We start from the raw sequence: 21,858 nt of genomic DNA, 5'->3' as shown, positions 1-21,858 counted from the left end.
TCAGACCAGGCCGCCCCTCGGTCACTTCCCCCCGGCCGTTCCCCGGGGGGATCCCGGAAGTCTTGTGGCGTTTCGGTGTGGGTCGGTCGGTCAAGGGTGGCCGAAGGCCATCGCGTAGCGACGCGACCGCAGGGAGCGCCCTTGAGGGACCGGCCCACACTGAAAGGACACTGGACTGCCGGGACGCCCCCCGGAACCCCACGCAGCCAAGGACCCACCCGCAGCCCAGGCCACCAACCCCCAGCCCAGCCCCCTCCCCTACCCAGTCCTCCGAATCAGCGCCAAATACATGGCGTCCGTCCCGTGCAAGTGCGGCCACAGCTGCACATCCGGGCCGTCGCCCAGCGCCGGGACTCCCTGCATGTACGGGCGTGCGTCGATCAGTTCCGCCGCGATCGGGGCCGCACCCGCGCCCCGGCCCTTCAGTACGTCCTCCACGACCACCCGGGTCTCCGCCAGGTGCGGCGAGCACGTCGCGTAGCCCACGATGCCGCCCACCCGGACGGCCGACAGCGCCTCGCGCAGCAGCCCGCGCTGGAGCGGCGCGAAGCTCTCCAGGTCCTCCGGCCGGCGGCGCCAGCGCGCCTCCGGGCGGCGGCGCAGGGCGCCGAGGCCGGAGCAGGGCACGTCCATCAGGACGCGGTCGAAGGAACCCGGCAGCCACGGCGGGCGCGTTCCGTCGGCCGTGATCACCTGGTACGGGCCGGGGTTGCCGGCGAGCGCCCGCTCGACCAGCCGGGCCCGGTGGGGCTGCTTCTCGGAGGCCAGCAGGAACGCTCCGCGCTGGGCGGCGAGCGCCGCGAGCAGCGCCGCCTTGCCGCCCGGGCCCGCGCAGCCGTCCAGCCAGCGCTCGTCGCGGCCCTCGACCGGGGCTGCCGCCAGGGCCATCGCCACCAGCTGGCTGCCTTCGTCCTGGACACCGGCGCGGCCGTCGCGCACCGCCTCCAGCGCGCCCGGTTCGCCGCCCTCGGCCATCCTGACCGCGTACGGGGACCAGCGTCCGGGCAGCGCCGAGTCCTCGCCCACCGCCTCCAGCAGCTCCTCGGGCGTGGACCGCCCGGGGCGCGCCACCAGCGTGACCTCGGGCCGCTCGTTGTCGGCCTCCAGCAGGTCCTCGATCCCGGCGCGGCCGCCGCCCAGCGAGTCCCACAGGGCGCTGACGACCCACCTGGGGTGCGAGTGGAAGACCGCGAGGTGCTCCTCCGCGTCGTCCTCGTACGGCGGGGCGACCTTCTCCAGCCACCCCTCCAGGTCGTGGGCGGAGATCTTCCGCAGCACCGCGTTGACGAACTTCGCCCGCCCGTCCCCGAGCACGACCCGGGCCAGCTCCACGCTCGCGGACACCGCCGCATGGGTGGGGATCCGGGTCCCGAGCAGCTGGTGCGCGCCGAGCGAGAGCACGTCGAGCACCGGCGGGTCGACCTCGCGCAGCGGCCGGTCGATGCAGGCCTTGATGACCGCGTCGTACGTGCCCTGGCGGCGCAGGGTCCCGTACACGAGCTCGGTGGCCAGCGCCGCGTCCCGCGCCTGGAAGGTCTCGTCCTTGCGTGCCTTCTTCAGCAGCGGCGGCAGCACGAGGTTCGCGTAGGCGTCGCGCTCGTCCACCGCCCGCAGCACCTCGAAGGCCAGCATCCGGACGGGGTCCTTCTTGGGCCTGCGGTACGGCTTGGCCGTCTTGCCGGGCTTGCCGCCGCTCTTGGGCTGTTCGCTCACGTGAAAGGTGCTCCGGATTTACGTAACGCTGAAGGACAAAGCAAAGACAACTACGAAAATCAGCCTACGTCGGCTCCGCCGCCCAGCCGCTCACCAGGAGCGATCCGCACCCCGCGCGCCCAGTCGGCGGCCTTCATCGGCTTCTTGCCCTGCGGCTGTACCCAGAGCAGCTCCACGGCGTGCGAGCCGGAGCCGACGTGGACGTTGTTCTTGCCCACGCCCAGGTCGCCCGGCTTCAGGTCGGTCCGGTCCGTGACCAGCCCGACCGAGACCAGCTTGAGCCGCTCCCCCCGGAAGACCGTCCACGCACCCGGCGCGGGAGTGCAGCCGCGCACCAGCCGGTCCACGCGCATCGCCGGCGCGTTCCAGTCGACCCGGGCGTCCTCGACGGTGATCTTCGGCGCGAGCGAGATCCCGTCGGCGGGCTGCTCCACCGCGCGCAGGGTGCCGTCCTCGATGCCGTCCATGGTGGCGACCAGCAGGCCGGAGCCGGCGAAGGCGAGGCGGGTCAGCAGGTCGCCGCTGGTGTCGGTGGGCCGGATCTCCTCGGTGAGGATCCCGAAGACCGGGCCGGTGTCCAGCCCCTCCTCGATCCGGAAGGTGGAGGCACCGGTGACCTGGTCGCCCGCCATGATCGACTGCTGCACGGGGGCGGCACCGCGCCACGCGGGCAGCAGCGAGAAGTGCAGGTTGACCCAGCCGTGCTTCGGGATGTCCAGGGCGCCCTTGGGAATCAGCGCGCCGTACGCGACCACCGGGCAGCAGTCGGGGCCGATCTCGCGCAGCCGCGCCTGGAACTCCGGGTCGCGCGGCCGGGCCGGCTTGAGCACCTCGATGCCGGCTTCCTCGGCGCGCTCGGCGACGGGGCTGGCGACGAGGCGACGGCCTCGGCCGGCCGGCGCGTCGGGCCGGGTGACGACGGCGGCGACCTCGTGGCGCCCGGAGGCGATCAGAGCGTCCAGGGCGGGCACGGCGACCTCGGGGGTGCCTGCGAAGACGAGCTTCACTGGGGTCTACCTCGCTATCTCGGCTGTCAGCAGCACATCAGTCTATGGTCTGTCCGCCCGCGGTCCCACCTGCGTCGTACGGCCCGCCCGAGGGGGCGTACGCACACACGCGCGCTCCTCGCATATGCCGACACGCCCCCACAGCGTGACCTGCCCACCGGGTAGCGCGTTGGTCAAAAGAGATTGACCGAAACGGGCCGCGAAACAGAACGGTGTCTGCGGCCCTATCCGCTCTTCAGCACCGGTTCGAGAGGCTTCTTCATGGCCGACCACGCCACCCACGACGCCCAAGCACGGGCCAGCCTGCACCTCCTGGTGCGGGACATCGAGCGGGTTCGCCGGCAGGTGGATGCTCTGCGTACGCTCACCGCCCAGCTCGGCAACGTCTACCGCCCGCGCCGCTCAGGCCCCTCCACGGGCTTCGTCGTCTACGGCCGGGCACCCGCACCCACCGTCCGCCTCGCGCAGGAACTGCGGGACAGCGTCGAGACGCTGGTCACCGCCGCGGTGGACTTCGACCGCTCGCTCGGCTTCTCGTGGGACGCGGTCGGCTCGGCGCTCGGAGTCACCAAGCAGGCCGTCCACCGGCGCTACGGTGCCCGGCGGGCGCAGAGCGCCGAATCCGCCGAGCGGGAGCCGCTGGCCGAGGGCACGACGACCCGGACCCTGGGGCCCCTGCCCACCGTCCCGGCGGCGCGCTCGGTGCCGCCGCAGCCGGTGCGCGAGGAGGCGGGCGTGTCCCGCCCCGGCGCCTTCCCCGGCCCCCGCAACGGCTGACCTACCCGCGCCGGGACGCCGACCCCCGACGACACCCGCCCCCGGCCACTGCGCCGGGGGCTCCGTCGTTTCCGGCGGGGCCGGATGGATCCGGCCCCGCCGGCGTGTGAGGCGATCGGTTCAGCCCGTCCGGCGTTTGAGGACCGGGTCCGGGCAGCGCCCGGGGAACGGTGGAAGGGCGGGTAGGGGAATCCGCCCCGCAGGGCCGCCCCACCCATCGGCCGATGTCCGGCGGATCAGCCGATGTCCAGCGGATCGATCCGGATCCGGACCGCCTCCGCCGCCGGAACCCCCCGCGCCATCCGGGCCGCCTGCGCCCCCTTCAGCGCAGCCGCCAGCGCGGCCCCGCTCCCCGGCGGGACCCGCACCAGCGCCCGCTCCCCCGCGGACGGCTCCCCCCGGAGCCCGGGCAGCGGCACCGGCCCGAGCACCTCCGCGTCCGGCGGCAGCCCGGCCCCCGCCAGGAAGGCTTCGACGACCTCGGCGCTGCCGGCGGCGACCGCCGCCATCCGGGAGACCGGCGGGAACCCGAGCTGCGCCCGCTCCGCGAGCTCCCGTACCGCGTGCCCCACGGGATCCCACCGCACCAGCGCCTGGACCGGCCGCAGCGTCGGCTCGGCGACGACCACCACCTGCCCGTCGCCCCGTACCAGGGAGGCCGCCGCGATCCACCGCCGCAGCGCGTCCTCGCTCGCCCGCAGGTCGGGCCGGCTCAGCATGGCCCAGCCGTCCAGCAGCAGCGCCGCCGCGTACCCGGCGCCCGCCGCGACCGGCTCGGCGCCGGGGGTGGACACCACCAGCGCGGGCCGGTCGGGCACCTCGTCCAGGATGTGGTCGCGCCCGGAGGTCCGTACGGGCACGGCCGGGAAGGCCCGCCCCAGTTCCTCGGCGGTCCGCCGCGCGCCCACCACCTGGGCCCGGAGCCGGAACGACCCGCACTCCTCGCAGTGCCAGGCCGGCTCGGCCCGCCCGCACCACCCGCAGTGCAGGTCCCGCGCGTCGGGCGCCTCCAGCGGCCCCGCGCAGGCCGTGCACCGCGCCGGCGTCCGGCACCGCTCGCAGGCCAGCCGGGGCACGTAGCCGCGCCGGGGCACCTGTACGAGCACGGGCCCGGTCTTCAGGCCCTCCCGTACGGTCTCCCACGCGAGGCTCGGCAGCCGGGCGGCCCGCGCGGCCCCGTCCCGGGCCAGCAGCTCGTCGCCGACGGTCCGGATCCGGGGCGCGTACGTACGCACGGTCTCGCGGTCGGCGACCAGCGGGCGGGCCCAGCCTGACTCGACGAGCTGCGCGGCCTCCACCGTGCAGCTGGTGCTGCCCACCAGGAAGCCGCAGCCGTCGGTGACCGCGCGCAGTTCCAGGACCTCCCGCACGTGCGGGAAGGGGGCCCGGTCGTCGCTGTGGCTGGAGTCGCCGTCGTCCCAGACGGCGACGAGCCCGAGGTCCCGGACGGGGGCGAACATCGCGGCCCGGGTGCCGACCACGGCCCGCACCGAGCCCCGGCTGACGGCCAGCCACTCGCGGTAGCGCTTCTCCGGCCCGGACTCGGCGGTCAGCAGCGCGTGCCGCCCCTCGCCGAGCAGGGCGGTGAGCGCCGCGTCCACGCGGGCGGCGGTGCGCCCGTCGGGGACCACGGCGAGGGCGCCGCGTCCGGAGGCGAGGGTGGCGGCCATGGCGCGGGCCAGCTCGTCGGCCCAGCCGGGCCCGGGCAGGGCCGTCCAGACGGCGCGCGGGGTTCCGCCGCCCGCCAGGGCCCGCAGGAAGCCGGGCCCGGCTCCGTACCGCTCCCAGCCGGCGGGCTCGGGCGCGGCGGGCGGGGGCAGCGGTTCGGGGGACGGCTTGGCCTCGGCGCGGGCGCTGCGCGCGGGCAGCGCGAGCTGGAGCACGTCGGCGAGGCTGCCGGCGTACCGGTCGGCGACGGCGCGGGCGAGGGCGAGCATGCGGGGGCCGAGCACGACCTCGGGCGAGACGACCTGGGCGAGGGCCGCGAGGGCTCCGTTGTAGTCGGACTCGGCGCGGCGCTCGATGACGAAGCCGTCGATGAGCCCGCCGCCCTCGCGGCGGCCGCCGTGGACCCGGTGGGAGCCCGCGCCGAAGCGGACCCGGACGCGGACACCGGGCTGGGCGGACTCGGAGAGTTCGGCGGGGACGGCGTAGTCGAAGAGCCGGTCCAGGTGGAGCACGCCCTTGTTCACCAGGACCCGGGCCACGGGCAGTTCCTCGGCCACGGAGGCCCCGCGCCAGGTCCGCGGCTTGGCCTTGGGCGCCTTGGCCTTCGCCTCGGCGACCATCTCCCGCATCAGCGCGAGCTGCTCCGGCGGACCGCCCGGTCCGCTCCGCTCCCCCGCGTCATTGGTGCTGCTCACACCCGCATTCTTACCAAACCCCACCGACAACGGGCGGACGGGCCCGCACGCGCGGACGGCCCCGGACCACAAGGGTCCGGGGCCGTCCGTCCAGCGGGTGCTGCGGGGTCCTACAGGCCGGCAGCGGTGCGCAGGGCGTCCACGCGGTCGGTGCGCTCCCAGGTGAAGTCCGGCAGCTCGCGGCCGAAGTGGCCGTAGGCGGCGGTCTGCGCGTAGATCGGGCGCAGCAGGTCGAGGTCGCGGATGATCGCGGCCGGACGGAGGTCGAAGACCACGCCGATGGCGTTCTCGATCTTCTCGACGTCGACCTTGTGCGTGCCGAAGGTCTCCACGAAGAGGCCGACGGGCTCGGCCTTGCCGATCGCGTACGCGACCTGGACCTCGCAGCGCGAGGCCAGACCGGCGGCGACCACGTTCTTGGCGACCCAGCGCATGGCGTACGCGGCGGAGCGGTCGACCTTGGACGGGTCCTTGCCCGAGAAGGCGCCGCCACCGTGACGGGCCATGCCGCCGTAGGTGTCGATGATGATCTTGCGGCCGGTCAGACCGGCGTCGCCCATCGGGCCGCCGATCTCGAAACGGCCGGTCGGGTTGACCAGCAGGCGGTAGCCCTCGGTGTCGAGCTTGATGCCGTCCTCGACGAGCTGGTTCAGCACGTGCTCGACCACGAACTCGCGGATGTCCGGAGCGAGCAGCGAGTCCAGGTCGATGTCCGCCGCGTGCTGCGAGGACACGACGACCGTGTCGAGGCGGACGGCCTTGTCGCCGTCGTACTCGATGGTGACCTGGGTCTTGCCGTCGGGGCGCAGGTACGGGATGGTCCCGTTCTTGCGGACCTCGGACAGCCGCTTGGAGAGGCGGTGCGCGATGTGGATCGGGAGCGGCATGAGCTCGGGGGTCTCGTCGCAGGCGTACCCGAACATCAGGCCCTGGTCGCCGGCACCCTGCTTGTCGAGCTCGTCCTCGTCGCCCTCGACCCGCTTCTCGTACGCGGTGTCGACGCCCTGCGCGATGTCCGGGGACTGCGCGCCGATGGACACCGACACGCCACAGGAGGCGCCGTCGAAGCCCTTCTTCGAGGAGTCGTAGCCGATCTCGAGGATCTTGTCGCGGACGAGCTGCGCGATCGGCGCGTACGCCTTCGTCGTCACCTCTCCCGCGATGTGGACGAGACCGGTGGTGATGAGGGTCTCCACGGCGACGCGCGAGGTCGGGTCCTCGGTGAGGAGCGCGTCGAGGATGGTGTCGCTGATCTGGTCAGCGATCTTGTCGGGGTGACCCTCGGTCACAGACTCCGAGGTGAACAGGCGACGGGACACAACGCTCCCTGGGGTTGCAGCGGCTGCTGGCTGAAATATTGGTGGAACCACATCGGAGGCTGCGCCCGATCACGTTCCGGCTGCAGTTTATCGGTCGCCACCGTTCGCCGGACCACCTGTCTCGCCCTATGGGAGCCATGTGACCTGCGACACTCCATTCTTACCCAAGGACGACCCTGCGGAAAGGGCCTCCGCTCAGGCGCGTCGCGCTCCGATGCGCGGTGCCACCTGATCCCAAATCACGTCCGCGAGCGTTTCCTTCGGTCCATAGGGGACGGCGAGCTCGCTTCCGTCGGAGGACAGGATGACCGCTTCGTTCTCCTCGGAACCAAAGGTCTTCGCCTCGCCCACCTCGTTGACGACGAGAAGGTCACACCCCTTGCGGAGGAGCTTGCTCCGCCCGTTGGCGAGTACGTCGTCGGTCTCGGCCGCGAAACCCACGACGACCTGACCCTCCCGGGCCCTGTCGGCGGAAATCTCCGCGAGAATGTCCGGATTACGTACGAGGGCCACCGGCGCGGGCTCCTGCCCGTCCTTCTTCTTGATCTTGCCGCCCGCGTACTCGGCGGGCCGGAAGTCGGCCACGGCCGCGGCCATCACCACCGCGTCGGCGTCCGCCGCGGCCTTGAGCACGGCCTCGCGCAGCTGCAGGGCCGTCCCGACCCGTACGAGGTCCACCCCGGCCGGGTCGGCGAGCGCGGTGTTGGCGGAGACCAGGGTGACCCGGGCCCCGCGGGCGACGGCGGTGCGGGCGAGGGCGTAGCCCTGCTTGCCGGAAGAGCGGTTGCCGAGGAAGCGGACCGGGTCCAGCGGTTCGCGGGTGCCGCCCGCGCTGATCACCACGTGCCGGCCGGCGAGGTCCGGCTCGGCCACCCCACGGGCCAGGACCCTGGCGCACACCTCGAAGATCTCCTCGGGGTCGGGCAGCCGCCCCTTGCCGGTGTCCTTGCCGGTGAGGCGGCCGACGGCCGGCTCGATGACCACGGCGCCGCGCCGGCGCAGCGTGGCCACGTTCTCCCGGGTGGCCGGGTGCTCCCACATCTCGGTGTGCATCGCAGGTGCGAACACCACCGGGCAGCGTGCGGTGAGCAGGGTGTTGGTCAGCAGGTCGTCGGCCAGCCCGTGGGCGGCCTTGGCCAGCATGTCGGCGGTGGCCGGGGCCACGACGACGAGGTCGGCGCCCTGCCCGATGCGGACGTGCGGCACCTCGTGGACGCTCTCCCAGACCTCGGTGGAGGCCGGGTTCCCGGAGAGGGCGGCCCAGGTGGCCTCCCCGACGAAGTTCAGCGACGCCGCCGTCGGCACCACGCGCACGTCGTGCCCGGACTCGGTCAGCCGGCGCAGCAGCTCGCACGCCTTGTAAGCGGCGATCCCGCCGCTGACTCCGAGCACGACCTTCGGCTTACCCACCACACACGCCCTTTCGGCTGACGACCGCCATCACACCCGCATGACACCTACGGCACCTACGGCCTACACACCTATGACACACCACAGGCCCGGCAGATGTTCTGCCGGGCCTGTGGTGAAAGGAATCTCGTGCCTTACTGAGGCGGGGCCTCGATGGCCTCGGAGGTCAGCAGACCCGCGTTGATCTCGCGCAGCGCGATCGAAAGCGGCTTCTCGTGGACGTGGGTGTCCACCAGCGGGCCGACGTACTCGAGCAGGCCCTCACCGAGCTGCGAGTAGTACGCGTTGATCTGACGCGCGCGCTTGGCCGCGTAGATCACGAGGCTGTACTTCGAGTCCGTGGCCTCGAGCAGCTCGTCGATCGGCGGGTTGATGATGCCCTCGGGCGCAGTAATGGAAGAGGACACGCTCTACCTTCCGAAGATGGGGTAAGACCTAGAAGTGTCGGATCCGGACCGTCCGGACCGGCTGAACACCGGTCAACGATCAGACGACATTCATCAACGTTAGCAGCTCGCGCGCCACGTCCTCGACCGAGGTGTTGACCAAGGTGGTGTCGAACTCGGATTCGGCAGCCAGTTCGATCTTGGCGGCGGCGAGCCTGCGCTCGACGACCTCCGCGGATTCGGTGCCCCGGCCGGTGAGCCGGCGGACCAGCTCGTCCCAGCTCGGAGGAGCCAGGAAGACCAGCTGTGCCTCGGACATGGACTCGCGTACGAGCCGTGCGCCCTGGAGGTCGATCTCCAGCAGGACCGGCTCGCCGTTCTCCAGGCGTTCCAGCACTGCGCCGCGCGGTGTGCCGTAGCGGTTGCCCGCGAATTCGGCCCACTCCAGCAGCTCGCCATTGGCGATCAGCTTGTCGAACTCGTCGTCGTTGACGAAGAAGTAGTGGACTCCGTGTCGCTCACCGGGCCGCGGCTTGCGGGTGGTGGCCGACACCGAGAGCCAGACCTCGGGGTGAACCTTGCGCATATGCGCGACGACCGTGCTCTTGCCGACCCCCGAAGGGCCGGAGAGCACGGTCAGCCGCGGACGAACCTCTGCTGCCATAGAGCGATTATCCAGCTTCTCGGGACTGCCTGAGAACGCCGGGAGAACTTCGGACGACGCCTTAGGCGGCGTTACCGCCGAACTCACGCTCCAGAGAGGCGATCTGGTTGGAACCGAGACCTCGGACACGCCGGGACTCGGAGATGCCGAGGCGCTCCATCAGCTGCTTGGCGCGCACCTTGCCGACGCCGGGCAGGGACTCCAGGAGAGCGGAAACCTTCATCTTGCCGATGACGTCGTTCTCCTGCCCCATCTTGATGACGTCGTGCAAGGAGGCGCCGGAGTGCTTGAGTCGATTCTTCACCTCGGCCCGCTCCCGGCGAGCCGCGGCGGCCTTTTCGAGCGCTGCTGCGCGCTGTTCAGGGGTAAGGGGCGGAAGAGCCACGCCTACGTCACCTCGGATGTCGAACTGTCGGATACGGACCAGTGGAATGCCGGAAGGCATCACACCAGGCGAGCGCCCGAACAGCGGTGGTGCTCGATCGCTGCTCGTTCACTCTGCTCGGAGACTAGCGGCCATGACCGCTCCAGTCAGCGAGAACGGACGAAAAGTCCTGGTCAGCCTCCACTGAACCGTACATCACGGACAAAACACCCCGGATTTGTCCGGTGAAGGACGTTCGAATCTCGTCAGAAACTTCGATGAGCCAGTCCGACGGCGTCCTCGAACGCCCCGATCCCGCGTACGGCGAGTGCCGCGCGCAGGTCGTCACGGATCCTCAGGGGCGCGGACGGATCGTTGAACAGTGCGGTCCCCACCGCCACGCCCGAAGCGCCGGCGAGCACGAATTCGAGCGCGTCCCGGCCGGAGGCGATCCCGCCCATCCCGAGGATGGGGACCCGCCGGACGGCGCCCGCCAGCATCGCGCCGTGGACCTGGAAGACGCAGCGGACGGCGACGGGCCGGATCGCGGGGCCGGAGAGGCCTCCGGTGACCCCGGCGAGGGCCGGGCGCATGGTGTCGGTGTCGATGGCCATCCCGAGGACGGTGTTGATCATCGAGAGCCCGTCGGCTCCCGCTTCCGTACAGGCGGCCGCGATGTCGGTGATCCGCGTCACGTCGGGGGTCAGCTTGGCGTAGACGGGCAGTGCGGGGTCTGCCGCCGCCTTGACCGCCTTGACCACCTCGAAGGAGGCGTCGGCGTCACAGGCGAAGACGAGGCCGCGGTTCGCGACGTTGGGACAGGAGATGTTGGCCTCGATGCCGACCACCGCGGGCTGCCCGGTCAGCCGGGCGGCCGCCTCGGCGAACTCCTCCGTACGCTCCCCCGCGACCGATACGAGGACCCGTGCCCCGCGCTCGGCCAGCCAGGGCAGCTCGTGCTCGACGAAGCGGTCGATGCCGGAGCCCTGGAGTCCGATGGAGTTCAGCATCCCGCTGGGGGTCTCGGCCATCCGCGGAGTGGCGCGGCCGGAGCGGACGTACGGCATCACGGTCTTGGTGGTGATGGTGCCGAGCTCGCCCAGGGGGGTGAAGCGGTGCAGCTCGCGGCCGTAGCCGGCGCAGCCGGAGGCGGTGGAGACGGGGTTGGGGAGGGTGACGCGGGCACCGAGGGGCGCCGACATGTCGACGTCTTCGGGGTTCAGAGGATTCACCGGTCGCTCGCCTTCGGGGTCATCGCGGCTGCGCCTTCGAGGTCCTCGGGCAGGCATCCGGCGTCGTCCCAGCGGACGGTTGCGCCGTCGAAAACGGGGCCGGATGTGCAGGAGCGAAGGAAACGGGTGACGCCGTCGGGGCCGGTGACGGGCAGGACGCAGCTCATGCAGATCCCGATGCCGCAGGCCATGGCCTCCTCGACGGCGGTGTGGCTGGCGGCTCCGGCGGCGGTGGCGATCTCCGTGACGGCCTTGAGCATGCCCATCGGACCGCAGGAGTGGACCTCGGTGGCTCCGGTCACCGTGATGGCCTCGGGAAGCGCGTCGGTCACCCGGCCGCGCCGTCCGGCCGACCCGTCGTCGGTGACCACGTACACGTGCTCGGCGAGGGCCTCGGCCCGCTCCACGCCGAACAGCCGGTCCTCGGTGGCCGCGCCGAGCACGAAGGCGACCCGGCCGCCGCGCCCGAGGATCTCCTCGGCGAGGGCGAACATCGGTGCGCTGCCGTAGCCGCCGGCGACGAGGACCGCCCCGACCGGGCCGTCGGGGAGCGGGAAGGGGGTGCCGAGGGGGGCGATGAGGTCCACGGTGTCGCCGGGGCGATGCCGCGCAAGCGCCCTGGTGCCCCGTCCCGCCTCGGCGAAGACGAACTCGACGGTGCCGGTGCCGGGGTCGGCGCGGTGGATGGAGAAGGCGCGGCGGAGCAGTGTGCTCGTGTCCCGGCCGCCGATGGCGAGGGCGCCGAAATGTCCGGGGCGCACCCCGGTGACGCCGGGGGCGTCGAGGACGAGGTGGTGGTAGGCCCCGACGGGCGTGATCCGCCGGATGGTGGCGACGGTCTGTACTGGGGGCACGCGGGGCGCTCCGTCCGGGGGTAGGGGGCGTAACCCCCCACCCCATGATCGCCCGGTGCCCACCCGCACCACACCGGTCCGAAGCCCCGACCCTCCGGGCCCTACGCCCTGCCCCACACCCCGGTTCCCCGCTGCGCGGGCCGCAGTCCCCTACCCGCCCTTCGCCCGTTCCCCGGGGCTCAAACGCCGGAGGGGCTGGATAAACCCAGCCTCGCCGGCGTTTGAGGCGCGGGGTCCGGGGCGGAGCCCCAGGAGGGGTCCGGGCGCAGCCCGGGGAACGGTGGAAGGGCGGGTAGGGGACGGCCCCGCAGGGCTCCGCCCCCGGCGGCTACGCCGCGACCGCCGCGCGGATCTCCTCCGCGAAGGTGTGCGCCGAGGCGCGGAGCGCGGCCGCGTCGGGGCCGTGCTTCAGCACGCCCCGCGACACGTTCGGGACGACATTGCGGACGGCCGCGCCGAACACCGCCGGCAGGTCCGCCGCGGTAGCGCCCTGCGCCCCGATGCCGGGGGCCAGCAGCGGCCCGTTGATGTCCAGGTCGAAGGAGGACAGGTCCCCCAGCGTCGCCCCGACCACGGCTCCGAAGGAGCCCATCGGGGAGGCCCCCGCGTTCTCCGCCGCCAGGTGCGCCAGCATCGTCGCCCCGATCGTGCGGCCGTCCGAACGCACCGCCCGCTGGACCTCCGCACCCTCCGGGTTGGAGGTCAGCGCCAGCACGAACAGACCGGCCCCCGACTCCCGCGCCAGGTCGACGGCCGGCTTCAGCGAGCCGTAGCCGAGGTACGGGGAGACCGTCAGCGCGTCGGAGAACAGCGGCGAGGAGGGCGAGAGGAAGGTCTCCGCGTACGCGGCCATCGTCGAGCCGATGTCACCCCGCTTCGCGTCCATGAGGACCAGCGTGCCCGCCGCACGGGCGTCGGCCACCGTCTGCTCCAGTACCGCGATCCCGCGCGAGCCGAACCGCTCGAAGAACGCCGCCTGCGGCTTGAAGACCGCGACCGAGTCGGCCAGCGCCTCGACCACCGTGCGGGAGAACTTCTCCAGGCCCGCGACGTCGTCGTTCAGGCCCCAGGAGGCCAGCAGCGCCGCGTGCGGGTCGATGCCCACGCAGAGCGGCCCGCGGGAGTCCATCGCCGCGCGCAGCCGCGTACCGAAGGGGATCACAGGAGTCGCAGAGGTCACAGGGCGGCCTTTCGGGTTTCCGCGCCCACCGCTTCGGCGAGCGTCGCGTACGGGCTGGCGGCCAGGCGTGCGGCCAGGCCCTTGTGGATGGCGCGGGCGTAGCAGGGGCCCTCGTAGATGAAGGCGCTGTAGCCCTGGACCAGGCTCGCGCCGGCCAGGATCCGCTGCCAGGCGTCCTCGGCGTTCTCGATGCCGCCGACGCCGACCAGGACCAGGCGGTCGCCGACGCGGGCGTACAGCCGGCGCAGGACCTCCAGGGAGCGCTCCTTGACCGGGGCGCCGGACAGGCCGCCGGTCTCCTTGATCAGCGAGGGGTCGGACTTCAGGCCCAGGCCCTCGCGGGCGATGGTCGTGTTCGTCGCGATGATGCCGTCCAGGCCCAGCTCCAGGGCCAGGTCGGCGACGGCGTCCACGTCCTCGTCCGCGAGGTCCGGCGCGATCTTGACGAGCAGCGGGACCCGCCGGTCGGTCACGACGCGGTCCGCCGCCTCGCGCACGGCGCTCAGCAGGGGCCGCAGCGACTCCGTGGCCTGGAGGTTGCGCAGGCCCGGGGTGTTCGGGGAGGAGACGTTGACGACGAGGTAGTCCGCGTGCCGGGCGAGGCGCTCGGTGGAGGCGACGTAGTCCGCGACGGCCTCCTCCTCGGGGACGACCTTCGTCTTGCCGATGTTGACGCCGACGACCGTCTTGAAGACGGGGTTACGGGCGGCCAGGCGCTCGGCGACGGCCGCGGAGCCCTCGTTGTTGAAGCCCATGCGGTTGATCAGCGCGCGGTCCGGGACCAGCCGGAACAGCCGCTTCTTCGGGTTGCCGGGCTGGGGCTCGGCGGTGACGGTGCCGATCTCGATGTGGTCGAAGCCGAGCATCGACATTCCGTCGATGGCGACGGCGTTCTTGTCGAAGCCGGCGGCGAGCCCGAAGGGGCCGTGCATCCGCAGTCCGAGGGCCTCGGTGCGCAGGGCCGCGTACCGGGGGGCCAGGTAGGCGGCGACGAAGGTGCGCAGGACCGGGGTGCGGGCCGCGAGCCGGATCCAGCGGAAGGCCATGTAGTGGGCCTGCTCCGGGTCCATCCGCTTGAAGACCAGGCTGAAGAAGAGTTTGTACATCGTGCAGGGGTTCCCTTGTGCGCTCATGAAGCTCATGAAGAGGGGGACGACCGTCGCGCATCGCGCTGGACGGTGTCCCCCTCCCCTCTACGGGCCGTTCGGGCGTATCGATCCTGGCAGGACCTAGTCGCGGGCCGCCGTCAGCCGCTCCGCGTGCTCCTGGAGCGAGCACACGCCCACGTCGCCGCGGTTGAGCGCGTCGATGCCCTGGACGGCCGCGGCGAGCGCCTGGACCGTGGTGAGGCACGGGACTCCGCGCGCCACCGCTGCCGTGCGGATCTCGTAGCCGTCGAGGCGGCCGCCGGTGCCGTACGGGGTGTTGACGATCAGGTCGACCTGGCCGTCGTGGATGAGCTGGACGATGGTCTTCTCGCCGTCCGGGCCCTCGCCCTCGCTGAGCTTGCGCACGACGGTGGCGTTGATGCCGTTGCGGCGCAGGACCTCGGCGGTGCCGGAGGTGGCCATCAGCTCGAAGCCGTGGGCGACGAGCTCGCGCGCCGGGAAGATCATCGTGCGCTTGTCGCGGTTGGCGACGGAGATGAAGGCGCGGCCCTTGGTGGGCAGCGGGCCGTAGGCGCCGGCCTGCGACTTGGCGTACGCCGTGCCGAAGACGGAGTCGATGCCCATGACCTCGCCGGTGGAGCGCATCTCCGGGCCGAGGACGGTGTCGACGCCGCGGCCGTGGATGTCGCGGAAGCGCGACCACGGCATGACGGCCTCCTTGACGGAGATCGGCGCGTCGAGCGGCAGGGTGCCGCCGTCGCCGGTCTTCGGGAGCATGCCCTCTTCGCGGAGCTCGGCGATGGTGGTGCCGAGCGAGATGCGGGCGGCGGCCTTCGCGAGCGGTACGGCGGTCGCCTTCGAGGTGAAGGGGACGGTCCGGGAGGCGCGCGGGTTGGCCTCCAGGACGTAGAGGATGTCACCCGCCATCGCGAACTGGATGTTGATCAGGCCGCGGACGCCGACGCCCTTGGCGATGGCCTCGGTGGAGGCGCGCAGGCGCTTGATGTCGTAGCCGCCGAGGGTGATCGGGGGCAGGGCGCAGGCCGAGTCGCCGGAGTGGATGCCGGCTTCCTCGATGTGCTCCATGACGCCGCCGAGGTAGAGCTCGTGGCCGTCGTAGAGGGCGTCGACGTCGATCTCGATCGCGTCGTCGAGGAAGCGGTCGACCAGCACGGGGCGGGTCGGCGAGATCTCGGTGGACTCGGCGATGTACGAGGACAGCCGGTCCTCGTCGTAGACGATCTCCATGCCGCGGCCGCCGAGCACGTACGACGGGCGTACGAGGACGGGGTAGCCGATCTCGTCTGCGATGGCCTTGGCGCCGGCGAAGGTGGTGGCGGTGCCGTGCTTGGGGGCGGGCAGGCCGGCCTCGGCGAGGACCTGGCCGAAGGCGCCGCGGTCCTCGGCGGCGTGGATGGCCTCCGGCGGGGTGCCGACGACGGGGACGCCGTTGTCCTTCAGCGCCTGGGCGAGGCCCAGGGGGGTCTGGCCGCCGAGCTGGACGATGACACCGGCGATGGGGCCGGCCAGCGATTCGGCGTGGACGATCTCCAGCACGTCTTCGAGCGTGAGCGGCTCGAAGTACAGGCGGTCGGAGGTGTCGTAGTCGGTGGAGACGGTCTCCGGGTTGCAGTTGACCATCACGGTCTCGTAGCCGGCGTCGCTGAGGGCGAAGGAGGCGTGGACGCAGGAGTAGTCGAACTCGATGCCCTGGCCGATGCGGTTCGGGCCGGAGCCCAGGATGATGACCGCGGGCTTCTCGCGCGGGGCGACCTCGGACTCCTCGTCGTACGAGGAGTAGAAGTACGGGGTCTTCGCGGCGAACTCGGCGGCGCAGGTGTCGACCGTCTTGTAGACCGGGCGGACGCCGAGCGCGTGGCGGACCTCGCGGACGACGTCCTCGCGCAGGCCGCGGATCTCGGCGATCTGGCTGTCCGAGAAGCCGTGGCGCTTGGCCTCGGCGAGCAGCTCGGGGTGGAGCTTGTCGGCGGCGGCCAGCTCGTCCGCGATCTCCTTGATGAGGAAGAGCTGGTCGACGAACCAGGGGTCGATCTTCGTGTACTCGAAGACCTCTTCCTGGGTGGCGCCGGCGCGGATGGCCTGCATGACGGTGTTGATGCGGCCGTCGGTGGGGCGGACCGCGGTGGCGAGGAGCTCTTCCTTGTCGCCGGTGGGGCCGACGAAGGTGAACTGCGAGCCCTTCTTCTCCAGCGAGCGCAGGGCCTTCTGGAGGGCCTCGGTGAAGTTGCGGCCGATGGCCATGGCCTCGCCCACCGACTTCATGGTGGTGGTGAGGGTGGCGTCGGCCAGCGGGAACTTCTCGAAGGCGAAGCGCGGGGCCTTGACGACGACGTAGTCGAGGGACGGCTCGAAGGAGGCCGGCGTCTTCTCGGTGATGTCGTTGGGGACCTCGTCGAGCGTGTAGCCGATGGCCAGCTTGGCGGCGATCTTGGCGATCGGGAAGCCGGTGGCCTTCGACGCGAGCGCCGAGGAGCGCGACACGCGCGGGTTCATCTCGATGACGATGACGCGGCCGTCGACCGGGTCGATCGCGAACTGGATGTTGCAGCCGCCGGTGTCGACGCCGACCTCGCGGATGATCGCGATGCCGATGTCGCGCAGCCGCTGGTACTCGCGGTCGGTGAGCGTCATCGCCGGGGCGACGGTGATGGAGTCGCCGGTGTGGACGCCCATCGGGTCGAAGTTCTCGATGGAGCAGACGACGACGACGTTGTCCTTGGTGTCGCGCATCAGCTCCAGCTCGTACTCCTTCCAGCCGAGGATGGACTCCTCCAGGAGCACCTCGGTGGTCGGGGAGAGCATGAGGCCCTGGCCGGCGATGCGGCGCAGCTCGTCCTCGTCGTGGGCGAAGCCGGAGCCGGCGCCGCCCATGGTGAAGGAGGGGCGCACGACGACGGGGTAGCCGCCGAGGGTGTCGACGCCCTGGATGATGTCGTCCATCGTGTGGCAGATGACCGAGCGGGCGGACTCGCCGTAGCCGATCTTGGCGCGGACGGCTTCGACGACGCCCTTGAAGAGGTCGCGGTCCTCGCCCTTGTTGATCGCCTCGACGTTGGCGCCGATGAGCTCGACGTTGTACTTCGCCAGCACACCCTGCTCGTGCATGGAGATGGCGGTGTTCAGCGCGGTCTGGCCGCCGAGGGTCGGGAGCAGCGCGTCGGGGCGCTCCTTCGCGATGATCTTCTCGACGAACTCGGGGGTGATCGGCTCGACGTACGTGGCGTCGGCGATCTCCGGGTCGGTCATGATCGTGGCGGGGTTGGAGTTCACCAGGATCACCCGCAGGCCCTCGGCCTTGAGGATGCGGCAGGCCTGGGTCCCGGAGTAGTCGAACTCGGCGGCCTGGCCGATGACGATCGGGCCGGAGCCGATGACCAGGACGGACTGGATATCGGTGCGCTTAGGCACGCTCGGCCTCCATCAGATTAACGAAGCGGTCGAAGAGGTACGCGGCGTCGTGCGGGCCGGCAGCCGCCTCGGGGTGGTACTGGACGGAGAAGGCCGGCTGGTCGAGCAGCTGGAGGCCTTCCACGACGTTGTCGTTCAGGCAGACGTGGGAGACCTCGGCGCGGCCGTAGGCGGTCTCCGAGACCTTGTCGAGGGGCGCGTCCACGGCGAAGCCGTGGTTGTGCGCGGTGATCTCGACCTTGCCGGTGGTGCGGTCCTGCACCGGCTGGTTGATGCCGCGGTGGCCGTACTTCAGCTTGTACGTGCCGAAGCCGAGCGCGCGGCCCAGGATCTGGTTGCCGAAGCAGATGCCGAAGAGCGGGGTCTTGCGGGCGAGGACGCCCTGCATGACGGAGACCGCGTGGTCGGCGGTGGCCGGGTCGCCCGGGCCGTTGGAGAAGAACACGCCGTCGGGGTTGACCGCGTACAGGTCCTCGACGGTGGCGGTGGCGGGGAGCACGTGCACCTCGATGCCGCGCTCGGCCATCCGGTGCGGGGTCATGCCCTTGATGCCGAGGTCCACGGCGGCGACCGTGTACTTCTTCTCGCCGATCGCGGGGACGACGTACGTCTCCTTGGTGGCGACCTCGGCGGAGAGGTCGGCGCCCTTCATCTGCGGGGAGGCCTGGACCTTGGCCAGCAGCGCCTCGTCGCGGACGCCGTCCCAGGCCTCGCCCGAGAAGATGCCGACGCGCATGGCGCCGCGCTCGCGCAGGTGGCGGGTCAGGGCGCGGGTGTCGATGCCGGAGATCCCGACGACGCCCTGCTTGACGAGCTCCTCGTCCAGCGAGCGCACGGAGCGCCAGTTGGAGGGGACGCGGGCGGGGTCGCGTACGACGTACCCGGCGACCCAGATGCGGGAGGACTCGGGGTCCTCGTCGTTGACGCCGGTGTTGCCCACGTGCGGGGCGGTCATCACGACGACCTGCCGGTGGTACGACGGGTCGGTGAGGGTCTCCTGGTAGCCGGTCATTCCGGTGGAGAACACGGCCTCGCCGAAGGTCTCCCCCACAGCGCCGTAGGCGCGGCCGCGGAAGATCCGACCGTCCTCCAGGACGAGTACGGCGGGAGCTTTGGCTGCTCCCCTGGTGGAGGTCGTCATCGTTCGGCGCCTTCCGTCGTGGTGATTGAGTGGTTCATGTCGTTGATCGCTTCGACCCATGCGGCGTGTTCGGCCGCGCGGTCGGAGCGGAATCCGGAGTCGATCAGCCTGTCGCCGTGCGCCCATGTGACGACGAGGAGACCGCCCTCGGTGAGTACCTTGCCCGCGATTCCCTTGTCGAGGCGGGCGCCGCGCAGCTGCGCGGCCGGTACGAAGAAGTCGGTGGCACCCGGACGGACCACGTCGAGGCCCGCGTCGGTGAGCGCGAGCTCGACCCGGCTGCGGACGCCCAGTCCGTGGGCGACGATCCGGTCGAGCCACTGCCCGGCGGTGGTGGACCCGTGGTACCGGCCGGTCAGGGCCAGCCGGTGCTCGGGGAGGCCGCCGGGGGCGGCGGGCAGCTCCGGCAGATCGCTCTGCAGGGTGCCGCGCCATTTCCAGCCCTGCCGCATCAGCCAGTACACGAAGGCGATGAAGACGAGCAGACCGATCACCCACGCGATGCGGGCGCCCCAGTCCGTCACCTCCGCCGACTGTCGCTCGGCGGCCTCGGCGGCCAGTTGGATTACTGCAGGTGTCACGCCAGCGTCCCGTCCACGACCGTTGCCCGGCCCCGCAGGAAGGTGTGAGTGACGCGCCCCGGCAGCTCACGGCCCTCGTAAGGCGTGTTGCGGCTGCGGGAGGCGAAGTGTGCGGGGTCCACGACACCACGGTACGAGGTATCGACCAAGGTCAGGTTCGCGGGTTCACCTGCCGAGACGGGGCGTCCGTGGTTCGGAAGGCTGCCGATGCGCGCCGGGGCGAAGGACATCCGCTCGGCGACGCCCGCCCAGTCGAGCAGTCCGGTCTCCACCATCGTCTGCTGGACGACGGAGAGCGCGGTCTCCAGGCCCACCATGCCCATGGCGGCGGCGGCCCACTCGCAGTCCTTGTCCTCGTGCGGGTGCGGGGCGTGGTCGGTGGCGACGATGTCGATCGTGCCGTCGGCGAGCGCCTCGCGCAGGGCCAGGACGTCGGCCTCGGTGCGCAGCGGCGGGTTGACCTTGTAGACCGGGTTGTACGAGCGCACGAGCTCGTCGGTGAGGAGCAGGTGGTGCGGGGTGACCTCGGCGGTGACGTCGATGCCGCGGGACTTGGCCCAGCGGATGATCTCGACGGAGCCGGCGGTGGAGAGGTGGCAGATGTGGACGCGGGAGCCGACGTGCTCGGCGAGCAGGACGTCGCGGGCGATGACCGATTCCTCGGCGACGGCCGGCCAGCCGCCGAGGCCGAGCTCGGCGGAGACGATGCCCTCGTTCATCTGGGCGCCCTCGGTGAGGCGGGGCTCCTGGGCGTGCTGGGCGACGACGCCGCCGAAGGCCTTCACGTACTCCAGGGCGCGGCGCATGATGACCGCGTCGTCCACGCACTTGCCGTCGTCGGAGAAGACGGTGACGCGGGCGGCGGACTCGTGCATGGCGCCCAGCTCGGAGAGCTGCTTGCCCTCCAGGCCGACGGTGACGGCGCCGATGGGCTGTACGTCGCAGTAGCCGGACTCCTTGCCCAGGCGCCACACCTGCTCGACGACGCCGGCGGTGTCGGCGACGGGGAAGGTGTTGGCCATGGCGAAGACGGCGGTGTAGCCGCCGGAGGCGGCGGCGCGGGTGCCGGTGAGGACGGTCTCGGAGTCCTCGCGGCCGGGCTCGCGCAGGTGGGTGTGGAGGTCGACGAGGCCGGGGAGGAGGACCTGGCCCGAGGCCTCGATGACGGTCGCGTCGCCGGCGTCGAGATCGGTGCCCACGGCGGCGATCGTCTCGCCGTCGATCAGGACGTCCTGGACGTCGCCACCGAGTACCTTCGCGCCACGGATAAGGATCTTGCTCATCTTTACTTGCTCTCCTCGGTGCGGGGCGTGCTGGTGGTGGTGACGGCGGGCTCGGAGCCTCCGAGCAGCAGGTACAGGACGGCCATGCGGATCGAGACGCCGTTGGTGACCTGCTCGATGACCGTGCAGCGCTCCGAGTCGGCGACCTCGGCGGTGATCTCCATGCCGCGGACCATCGGGCCGGGGTGCATCACGATGGCGTGCTCGGGCATCCGCGCCATGCGGGCGCCGTCCAGGCCGTAGCGGCGGGAGTACTCGCGCTCGGTCGGGAAGAAGGCGGCGTTCATGCGCTCGCGCTGCACGCGCAGCATCATCACGGCGTCGGACTTCGGCAGCACCTCGTCCAGGCTGTACGAGATCTCGCACGGCCAGGCCTCGACGCCGACCGGGACCAGGGTGGGCGGGGCCACCAGGGTGACCTCGGCGCCGAGGGTGTGGAGCAGCTGGACGTTGGAGCGGGCGACCCGGCTGTGCAGGACGTCCCCGACGATCGTGATCCGGCGGCCGTTCAGGTCCTTGCCGAGCCCGGCGTCCTTGCCGACGAGGCGGCGGCGCATGGTGAAGGCGTCGAGCAGGGCCTGGGTGGGGTGCTCGTGGGTGCCGTCGCCGGCGTTGATCACCGGGGCGTCGATCCAGCCGGAGGTGGCGAGGCGGTAGGGGGCGCCGGAGGCGTGGTGGCGGATGACGACCGCGTCGACGCCCATGGCCTCCAGGGTCTGGGCGGTGTCCTTGAGGGACTCGCCCTTGGAGACGCTGGAGCCCTTGGCCGCGAAGTTAATGACGTCGGCGGAGAGGCGCTTCTCGGCGGCCTCGAAGGAGATCCGGGTCCGGGTCGAGTCCTCGAAGAAGAGGTTGCAGATCGTGCGGCCGCGCAGGGTGGGCAGCTTCTTGATCGGCCGGTCCGCGACACGGGCCATCTCCTCGGCGGTGTCGAGGATCAGGACGGCGTCGTCGCGCGTGAGATCGGCGGCCGAGATGAGGTGGCGCTTCATCCGGGTGCTCCGTAAGTCGGTGAGGTCAAAGCCGTGGTGGATTCAAGGCCGTGG

18 protein-coding genes are annotated in these 21,858 nt (G+C 71.8%); 1 reads left to right on the top strand and 17 read right to left on the bottom strand.

The window, feature by feature from the left end:
• Positions 1–258: 258 nt before the first annotated feature.
• The gene (locus OG276_RS31410) at positions 259–1,713 is read right to left on the bottom strand and encodes an RsmB/NOP family class I SAM-dependent RNA methyltransferase (RefSeq protein WP_266910443.1); all 1,455 of its coding nucleotides are present in this window, start codon (positions 1,711–1,713) and stop codon (positions 259–261) included.
• Between the two features lie 59 nt (positions 1,714–1,772).
• On the bottom strand, positions 1,773–2,720 hold the full coding sequence (gene fmt, locus OG276_RS31405) for a methionyl-tRNA formyltransferase (RefSeq protein ID WP_266910441.1): 948 nt from the start codon (positions 2,718–2,720) through the stop codon (positions 1,773–1,775).
• A gap of 261 nt (positions 2,721–2,981) precedes the next feature.
• Between fmt and OG276_RS31400 the strand changes: the two genes are divergently transcribed.
• On the top strand, positions 2,982–3,497 hold the full coding sequence (locus OG276_RS31400) for a hypothetical protein (protein WP_266910439.1): 516 nt from the start codon (positions 2,982–2,984) through the stop codon (positions 3,495–3,497).
• 236 nt (positions 3,498–3,733) lie between these two features.
• Here the strand turns inward: OG276_RS31400 and OG276_RS31395 are convergent, their stop codons facing one another.
• The 15 genes from OG276_RS31395 to OG276_RS31325 all read right to left on the bottom strand — a co-directional run bounded on the left by OG276_RS31395 (position 3,734) and on the right by OG276_RS31325 (position 21,804).
• Positions 3,734–5,860, bottom strand: a complete 2,127-nt coding sequence (locus tag OG276_RS31395) for a primosomal protein N' (protein WP_266910437.1) — start codon at positions 5,858–5,860, stop codon at positions 3,734–3,736.
• A 110-nt stretch (positions 5,861–5,970) separates the two neighbouring features.
• Positions 5,971–7,179: a methionine adenosyltransferase gene (metK, locus tag OG276_RS31390; RefSeq protein WP_266910435.1), complete on the bottom strand. Its 1,209-nt coding sequence runs from the start codon at positions 7,177–7,179 to the stop codon at positions 5,971–5,973.
• Positions 7,180–7,374: 195 nt separating this feature from the next.
• The gene (coaBC, locus tag OG276_RS31385; RefSeq protein WP_266910433.1) at positions 7,375–8,589 is read right to left on the bottom strand and encodes a bifunctional phosphopantothenoylcysteine decarboxylase/phosphopantothenate--cysteine ligase CoaBC; all 1,215 of its coding nucleotides are present in this window, start codon (positions 8,587–8,589) and stop codon (positions 7,375–7,377) included.
• Between the two features lie 134 nt (positions 8,590–8,723).
• The gene (gene rpoZ / locus OG276_RS31380) at positions 8,724–8,996 is read right to left on the bottom strand and encodes a DNA-directed RNA polymerase subunit omega (RefSeq protein ID WP_266910431.1); all 273 of its coding nucleotides are present in this window, start codon (positions 8,994–8,996) and stop codon (positions 8,724–8,726) included.
• Positions 8,997–9,075: 79 nt separating this feature from the next.
• Positions 9,076–9,639, bottom strand: a complete 564-nt coding sequence (gene gmk, locus OG276_RS31375) for a guanylate kinase (RefSeq protein ID WP_266910429.1) — start codon at positions 9,637–9,639, stop codon at positions 9,076–9,078.
• A 61-nt stretch (positions 9,640–9,700) separates the two neighbouring features.
• Entirely contained in the window at positions 9,701–10,024 is a 324-nt protein-coding gene (mihF, locus tag OG276_RS31370) for an integration host factor, actinobacterial type (RefSeq protein ID WP_250741333.1), read from the bottom strand.
• Positions 10,025–10,269: 245 nt separating this feature from the next.
• Entirely contained in the window at positions 10,270–11,235 is a 966-nt protein-coding gene (locus OG276_RS31365) for a dihydroorotate dehydrogenase (RefSeq protein WP_266910427.1), read from the bottom strand.
• Entirely contained in the window at positions 11,232–12,089 is an 858-nt protein-coding gene (locus tag OG276_RS31360; protein WP_266910425.1) for a dihydroorotate dehydrogenase electron transfer subunit, read from the bottom strand. Before OG276_RS31360 ends, OG276_RS31365 begins: the two co-directional genes overlap by 4 nt.
• A gap of 328 nt (positions 12,090–12,417) precedes the next feature.
• On the bottom strand, positions 12,418–13,269 hold the full coding sequence (gene pyrF / locus OG276_RS31355; protein WP_266910423.1) for an orotidine-5'-phosphate decarboxylase: 852 nt from the start codon (positions 13,267–13,269) through the stop codon (positions 12,418–12,420).
• On the bottom strand, positions 13,266–14,375 hold the full coding sequence (locus OG276_RS31350; RefSeq protein WP_266913273.1) for a quinone-dependent dihydroorotate dehydrogenase: 1,110 nt from the start codon (positions 14,373–14,375) through the stop codon (positions 13,266–13,268). The genes pyrF and OG276_RS31350 overlap by 4 nt, the downstream gene beginning before the upstream one ends.
• Before the next feature lie 123 nt (positions 14,376–14,498).
• Positions 14,499–17,807, bottom strand: a complete 3,309-nt coding sequence (gene carB / locus OG276_RS31345) for a carbamoyl-phosphate synthase large subunit (RefSeq protein ID WP_266910421.1) — start codon at positions 17,805–17,807, stop codon at positions 14,499–14,501.
• The gene (carA, locus tag OG276_RS31340) at positions 17,800–18,948 is read right to left on the bottom strand and encodes a glutamine-hydrolyzing carbamoyl-phosphate synthase small subunit (RefSeq protein ID WP_266910419.1); all 1,149 of its coding nucleotides are present in this window, start codon (positions 18,946–18,948) and stop codon (positions 17,800–17,802) included. Before carA ends, carB begins: the two co-directional genes overlap by 8 nt.
• On the bottom strand, positions 18,945–19,529 hold the full coding sequence (locus tag OG276_RS31335; protein ID WP_266910417.1) for a hypothetical protein: 585 nt from the start codon (positions 19,527–19,529) through the stop codon (positions 18,945–18,947). The genes carA and OG276_RS31335 overlap by 4 nt, the downstream gene beginning before the upstream one ends.
• Positions 19,526–20,812, bottom strand: coding sequence for a dihydroorotase (locus OG276_RS31330; protein WP_266910415.1), 1,287 nt, complete (start codon positions 20,810–20,812; stop codon positions 19,526–19,528). The genes OG276_RS31335 and OG276_RS31330 overlap by 4 nt, the downstream gene beginning before the upstream one ends.
• A 2-nt stretch (positions 20,813–20,814) precedes the next feature.
• Complete coding sequence (locus tag OG276_RS31325; RefSeq protein WP_266910413.1) at positions 20,815–21,804, bottom strand: aspartate carbamoyltransferase catalytic subunit; 990 nt, start codon at positions 21,802–21,804, stop codon at positions 20,815–20,817.
• Between the last annotated feature and the right edge of the window lie 54 nt (positions 21,805–21,858).

Source organism: Streptomyces sp. NBC_00086 (assembly GCF_026343255.1).
In the GTDB taxonomy this organism is placed as follows: domain Bacteria; phylum Actinomycetota; class Actinomycetes; order Streptomycetales; family Streptomycetaceae; genus Streptomyces.
Note: the sequence above shows the minus strand (reverse complement) of the source record. Positions and strands in the feature narration are given on the sequence as shown.

Coding starts and splice junctions, on each gene's coding strand:
- OG276_RS31400 (WP_266910439.1), top strand. CDS start 2,982: ATGGCCGACCACGCCACCCACGACGCCCAAGCACGGGCCAGCCTGCAC.
- gmk (WP_266910429.1), bottom strand. CDS start 9,639: ATGGCAGCAGAGGTTCGTCCGCGGCTGACCGTGCTCTCCGGCCCTTCG.
- OG276_RS31350 (WP_266913273.1), bottom strand. CDS start 14,375: ATGTACAAACTCTTCTTCAGCCTGGTCTTCAAGCGGATGGACCCGGAG.
- carA (WP_266910419.1), bottom strand. CDS start 18,948: ATGACGACCTCCACCAGGGGAGCAGCCAAAGCTCCCGCCGTACTCGTC.
- OG276_RS31330 (WP_266910415.1), bottom strand. CDS start 20,812: ATGAGCAAGATCCTTATCCGTGGCGCGAAGGTACTCGGTGGCGACGTC.
- OG276_RS31325 (WP_266910413.1), bottom strand. CDS start 21,804: ATGAAGCGCCACCTCATCTCGGCCGCCGATCTCACGCGCGACGACGCC.